Origin of the sequence: Streptomyces synnematoformans, assembly GCF_039531005.1 — a bacterium.
In the GTDB taxonomy this organism is placed as follows: domain Bacteria; phylum Actinomycetota; class Actinomycetes; order Streptomycetales; family Streptomycetaceae; genus Streptomyces; species Streptomyces synnematoformans.
In genome coordinates this window covers 1-7,066 of record NZ_BAAAPF010000352.1, presented here as the reverse complement: position 1 = coordinate 7,066, position 7,066 = coordinate 1, and the positions used below count along the sequence as shown (strand labels likewise).

Below are 7,066 nucleotides of genomic sequence, written 5' to 3'. Positions count from 1 at the left end.
TCTCGCTGCAAGCTTCTGAGGAAGAAGTTGCCCCGCTGCTCACCGAGGGTGTGACGATCGCGGCTCTCAACAGCCGGACCAGCACGGTCATCTCGGGTGATGCCGACGCCGCGCGTGCGGTGGCGGAGGGGTTCCGTTCGCGTGAGTTGCACGTCAGTCATGCGTTCCACTCGCCGCACATGGACGGGATGCTGGATCCGTTCCGCGAGGTCGTCCGCACGCTGACGTTCCACCCGCCGCGCATCCCGCTGGCCGCAGACGCCGACCGTCTCGTGGACCCCGAGTACTGGGTCCGTCAGGTCCGCGAGCCCGTCCGCTTCTCCGACGCTGTCGACGCCCTGCGCGTCGCGGGCGTGACGACGTACGTAGAAACCGGCCCGGACGCCGCGCTGACCACCCTGGCCGCCGAATGCCTCGCCGACACCCCGAGCCTGACCGTCCCCCTTCAGCGCCGTTCCCGCGATCAGCGCCACACCCTCCTCTCCGCCCTCGCCACCCTTCACACTCACCACGCCACCACCCCCGACTGGTCCGCCCTCCTCCCCGACGCCTCCCTCACCGACCTCCCCACCTACCCCTTCCAGCACCGGCACCACTGGCTCGCCCCCGCCGCCACCCCCGCCGACGTCACCCACGCCGGCCTCGGCACCACCGACCACCCCCTCCTCGGTGCCGTCGTCGAACTCGCCGACGCCACCGCCGACGGCCTCGTCCTCACCGGCCGCCTCTCCTTCCACACCCACCCCTGGCTCGCCGACCACGCCGTCTCCGGCGCCGTCCTCCTCCCCGGCACCGCGCTGGTCGAGCTGGCGCTGCACGCCGCCCAGCAGCTCGGCGGCGGCCACGTCGAGGAGCTGACCCTCGCCGTCCCCCTCCGCGTCCCGGCGACCGGCGCGCTCGACATCCAGGTCGCCGTGGGCGCGGCCGACGCCGACGACCGCCGGCCCGTCAGCGTCCACTCCCGCCCCGCCGGCGACCCCGACGCCCCACCGTGGACCCGCCACGCCGAAGGGACCGTCCTCCCCACCCCCGAGCCCCGCTCCGAGCCCCCCGCCGACACCGCCTGGCCGCCGCCCGGCACCCACGCCCTCCACCTGACCGGCGCCTACGAAGCGCTCGCCGAGCGCGGCTACCACTACGGGCCCACCTTCCGCGGCCTCCGCCGCCTTTGGCGGGCGCCCGACGGCGACGACCTCTACGCCGAAGTCGCCCTGCCCGACGACGCCTTCGCCGACGCCGACGCCTTCGGCCTCCACCCGGCCCTCTTCGACGCCGCCCTGCACGCCCTCGCCCTCGCCGCTGACGACACCGGGGCCGACGCACACGACGCGGCGGTACGCCTCCCGTTCGCCTGGTCGGGCGTCCGCCTCCACGCCACCGGCGCCACCACCCTGCGCGTACGGATCATGCCCGCCGGACCCGACACCGTCACCCTGCACGCCGCCGACCCGGCCGGGCAGGCGGTGGTCTCCGTGGACCGCCTGACGCTGCGGGCGACCGCGCCCGACACCGCCGATGCCGGCGCCGCGCCGCAGGACCGCGACATGCTGTTCCGCACGGAGTGGGTGCCGCTGCCCGACGTCCCGCGTACGGAAACGGGCCGTTGGGCGGCCCTGGGCACCGCGCCCTGGGCCGGCTTCGACGGACCCGTACTCGCCGGCCCCGCCGAGCTGGCCGCCGCCGTCACCACGGGCGCCCTCGAACTCCCGGACGCCGTCTTCACCCCCCTCGCCCCCGCCCGCGACCGTGACCCCGAGGCGGCGGAGACGATCCACGCGGCCTGCGCGGAGGCCCTGTCCCTCGTCCGGGCCTGGGTGGCGGAGGACCGTCTCGCGGACGCGCGGCTCGTGCTGGTGACGGCCGGGGACGAGGTGCCGGAGCTGGTACGGGCGCCGGTGCAGGCGCTCGTACGGGTGGCGGAGTCGGAGCACCCGGGCCGGTTCGTCCTGCTGGACCTCGACGCGGTCCCGGACCCCGCCCTCGCCGCGGCGGCGCTGGCCGCCGGCGAACCGCAGGTGGCGTTGCGCAACGGCCGCCTCTGCGCCCCCCGCCTGACCCGCCACCACGCGAACCCGGAGCCCGCCCCGGCCCTCTGGACCGCCGACCCGGACGGCACCGTCCTCGTCACCGGCACCGGCACCCTGGCCGGCCTCGTCGCCCGCCACCTCGTCGCCCACCACCGCGTCCGCCACCTCCACCTCGTCTCCCGCCGGGGCGACCGCGCCCCCCACGCCGCCCGGCTCCGCGACGACCTCACCGCTCTCGGCGCCACCGTCACCGTCACCGCCTGCGACCTGACCGACCCCGGCGCCACCCGCGCGCTGATCGACGCCCTCGACCCCGGCCACCCCCTCCGCGCCGTCGTCCACACCGCCGGGGTCCTCGACGACGCCCCGATCACCGGCCTCACGGAGGACCGCCTGCGCGCCGTCCTCGCCCCGAAGGTCGACGCGGCCCTGCACCTCCACCGCGCCACCGCCCACCTGCCCGACCCTCCGGCCTTCGTCCTCTTCTCCTCCACCACCGCCACCCTCGCCACCCCCGGCCAGGCGAACTACGCCGCCGCCAACGCCTTCCTCGACGCGCTGGCCCACCATCGGCCGCGTACCCGCTCCATCGGCTGGGGCCTGTGGGCGGAGACCAGCGCCCTCACCGCCCACCTGACGGCGGCGGACCTCGCGCGGATGGCCCGCAGCGGTCTGCTGCGGTTGGAGACACCCCAGGCCCTCGCCCTCTTCGACGCCGCGACCACCGGCACGGCGCCCGCCCTCGCCGCCGTACGGTTCGACCCCGCCGCACTCCGCGCCCGCGCCGCCGACGCGACGCTGCCCCCGCCGCTGCGCACCCTCGTCCCCGCCCCCGCCGCCCCGCGCCGCGCCTCCCGCACGCCGGGCGACACACCCCTCGCCGACCGGCTCGCCGGACTCGACGCGAAGGAACGCCGGCAAGCCCTGGTCGACCTCGTGTCCGGCGAGGTCGCGACCGTCCTCGGCCACCCGCCCCACACCCCGATCGAGCCCACCCGCGGCTTCAAGGACCTCGGCTTCGACTCCCTGACCGCCGTCCAGCTGCGCAACCGCCTCGCCGACGCCGTCGGCCGCCGCCTCCCCGCCACCCTGATCTTCGACTACCCGGACCCGCGGGCCCTCGCCGACCATCTAGGCACCGTGCTCCTCGGCACCCGTACCGCATCCGCCCCCGCACCACCGCCGCCCGCCCCCGTCGAGAACGAACCCCTCGCCATCGTCGGCATGGCCTGCCGCTACCCCGGCGGCGTCGCCTCCCCGGACGACCTGTGGCAGCTCGTCGCCACCGGCCGGGACGCGGTCAGCGGCTTCCCCGCCAACCGCGGCTGGGCCCTGCACACCCTCTTCCACCCCGACCCCGACCACCCGGGCACCAGCTACGCGCGGCACGGCGGATTCCTGCACGACGCGGGCGACTTCGACGCGGACTTCTTCGGCATCTCGCCGCGCGAGGCGCTGGCGATGGATCCGCAGCAGCGGTTGCTGCTGGAGACGAGCTGGGAGGCGTTCGAACGGGCCGGACTCGACCCGGCGGCGGTACGCGGCAGTGCGACCGGTGTGTTCACGGGCCTCATGTACCACGACTACGCCGCCTGGCTCCCGGAGCTGCCGGACGAGGTCGCGGGCTACGTGGGCACCGGCAACACCGGCAGCGTGGCGTCGGGCCGGGTGGCGTACACGTTCGGCCTGGAGGGTCCTGCGGTGACGGTGGACACGGCGTGTTCGTCTTCACTGGTGGCGTTGCATCTGGCGGCGCAGTCGCTCCGTACGGGTGAGTGCGACATGGCGCTGGCGGGTGGCGTGACGGTGATGGCGAGCCCGGGGACGTTCGTGGAGTTCAGCCGGCAGCGGGGGCTGGCGCCGGACGGCCGGTGCAAGTCGTTTGCGGCGGGTGCGGACGGCACGGGGTGGGCCGAGGGCGTCGGTGTCCTCGTGGTCGAGCGGCTGTCGGTGGCGCGGGCGAACGGGCACCGGGTGCTGGCGGTGGTGCGCGGTACGGCGGTGAACCAGGACGGCGCGAGCAACGGCCTGACGGCGCCGAACGGGCCGTCGCAGCAGCGCGTCATCCGTACGGCGCTGGAGAACGCCCGGCTCACGCCCGGGGACGTGGACGCGGTCGAGGCCCACGGCACCGGCACGGAACTGGGCGACCCCATCGAGGCGGAGGCCCTGCTGTCGACGTACGGGCGGGAGCGCCCGGAGGACCGGCCGCTGTGGCTCGGCTCGATCAAGTCCAACATCGGCCATGCGCAGGCGGCGGCGGGCGTCGCGGGGATCATCAAGATGGTCGAGGCCATGCGCCACGGCGAACTGCCCGCCACGCTGCACGCGGACGAGCCGACGCCGCACGTGGACTGGGAGTCGGGCGCGGTACGTCTCCTGACCGAGCCCCGCCCGTGGCCGGAGGCCGACCGGCCGCGCCGGGCGGCGGTCTCGTCGTTCGGCATCAGCGGTACGAACGCACACGTGATCCTGGAAGAGGCCCCGGCCGCCCGGGAGGACCGGGCGCCGGCACGCCCCCGGGCGCTGCTGTGGCCGCTGTCGGCGAAGACGCCGGGCGCGCTGGCGGCGCAGGCCGCCGACCTCGTACGCCACCTGGACGGCGAGCCGGATCTCCACTCCGCCGATGTCGCGTACACGCTGGCGGTGTCCCGGGCGGGGCACCGGCAGCGCGCGGTGGTGCTGGACGCCGATCGGGCCGCCCTGGCGGCCCTGGCCGCGGGCGGGTCGCATCCCAACCTGGTCGCCGGTCCGGACGCTGTGCCCGCGGCGGGCAAGCTGGCCTGCCTCTTTACGGGGCAGGGCAGTCAGTTCCCGGGGATGGGGCGGGAGCTGTACGAGGGGTTCCCGGTCTTCGCGGAGGCGTTGGACGAGGTCACGCAGGCGATCGACACCCACCTGGACCGTCCGTTGCGTGAGGTGATGTTCGCCGCGGAGGCCGAGGTGTTGAACCAGACGCGGTATGCGCAGCCGGCCCTTTTCGCGCTCGAAGTGGCCCTCTTCCGGCTTCTGGAGCACTGGGGTGTGACGCCGGACTTCCTGGCGGGTCATTCGGTGGGGGAGGTCGCCGCCGCGCACTGCGCGGGTGTTCTCGACCTCGCGGACGCCGCGCTGCTGGTCGCCACCCGGGCTCGTCTGATGCAGGAGATGCCCGCGACCGGCGTGATGATCTCGCTGCAAGCCAGCGAGGAAGGAGTTGCCCCGCTGCTCACCGAGGGTGTGACGATCGCGGCCCTCAACAGCCCGACCAGCACCGTCATCTCGGGCGACGCGGCCGAAGCCCGTGCCCTGGCCGAGCAATTCCGTTCACGTGAGCTGCACGTCAGCCATGCGTTCCACTCGCCGCACATGGACGGGATGCTGGATCCGTTCCGCGAGGTTGTACGGACTCTCACCTTCCACCCGCCGCGGATTCCTCTCGCCGCAGATGCCGACCGTCTCGTGGACCCGGAGTACTGGGTCCGTCAGGTCCGTGAGCCCGTCCGCTTCTCGGACGCCGTCGACGCCCTGCGCGCCGCGGGCGTGACCACGTACGTCGAAACCGGCCCGGACGCCGCCCTCACCACCCTCGCCACCGAATGCCTCGACGGCACCGACCACCTCGCCGTCCCCCTCCAGCGCCGTTCCCGCGACCAGCGCCACACCCTCCTCACCGCCCTCGCCACCCTCCACACCCACCACGCCACCACCCCCCACTGGCCCTCCCTCCTCCCCGACGCCCCCCTCACCGACCTCCCCACCTACCCCTTCCAGCGCCAGCACCACTGGCTCGCCCCACCCGAGGCGCCCACCACCCGCGCCGCCCTCGACTCCTGGCGCTACACCCTCGCCTGGCACCCCGACGACCTCCCCGGCACCCCCTCGCCCACCCTGACCGGCACCTGGCTCCTCGCCACCCCCGCCGGCACGCCGCCGCCCCCCGACCTCGTCGCCGCCCTCGAAAAGGCCGGCGCGTCGACCACCACCGACCCCGACCACCCCGCGGACCTCGCCGGCGTCCTCAACCTCGACCCCGACCCCGCCGCCACCCTCCGCCTCCTCCATCGCCCGCAGCCCGCCCCCCTCTGGACCCTCACCACCCGCGCCGTCCCCGCCTCCCCCCACGACCCGCCCCCCGACCCCGACCACGCCGCCGTCTGGGGCCTCGGCCGGGTCGCCGCGCTCGAACACCCCGAGCGCTTCGGCGGACTCGTCGACCTGCCCCGGGCGCCCGGGCCCGACCACTACGCCCGCCTCGTCCGGCACCTCGCGACCGCCCGCCCGCTCCCCGAGACCCAGCTCGCCGTCCGCGACGACGCCGCGTACGTCCCCCGCCTCACCCGCGCCCCGCACGCCGGGCCACCCCCCGGCACGTACGACTACCGCCGCACCTCCCTCGTCACCGGCGGCACGACCGGCATGGGCCTGCTCGTCGCCCGCCACCTCGCCCGCGCCGGAGCCGACCACCTCCTCCTCACCCACCACCCTGACACCGCGCCGGACACCGGCCGGCTCACCGCCGAACTCACGGAACTCGGCGCCGGCTCCGTCACCGTGACCGGCACCGACCTCGGCGACCGCGACGCCGTACGCGCCCTCCTCGCCTCCGTGCCGCCCGACCGGCCGCTCGCCACCGTCCTCCACACCGCCGAGGCCGACACCTGGTCCCCGCTCGCCGACCTGACCCCCGACGGCCTCGCCGACGTCCTGTCCGTACGCGCCGAAGGGGCCCGGCTGCTCCATGAGCTGACCCGCGAACTCGCCCCGGACCTCGACGCCTTCGTCCTCTTCTCCTCCGTCGCCGGCGTGTGGGGCAGCGCGGGCCAGGGCGCGCACGCCGCGGGCGTCGCCTACCTCGACGCGCTCGCGCACGCCCGGCGCGCGGCCGGGCTCCCGGCCACGTCGATCGCCTGGGGGCCGTGGGCGGACGTATCGGTCGACGTGCCGGACGGCGCCGTGGTCACCGACCGACGGGCGCAGCTGGCGCGCCGCGGGCTGGGCGGGCTGCCGACCGCGGCGGGGCTCGCCGAGCTGCAGCAGGCGCTCGACGACGACGAGAC

At 75.7% G+C, this 7,066-nt stretch carries 1 protein-coding gene; it reads left to right on the top strand.

The window, feature by feature from the left end; genetic code table 11:
- Window positions 1-7,066, top strand: a 7,066-nt coding sequence (locus ABD317_RS31600) for a beta-ketoacyl synthase N-terminal-like domain-containing protein (RefSeq protein ID WP_425582485.1), incomplete at both ends; no start/stop codon positions are given.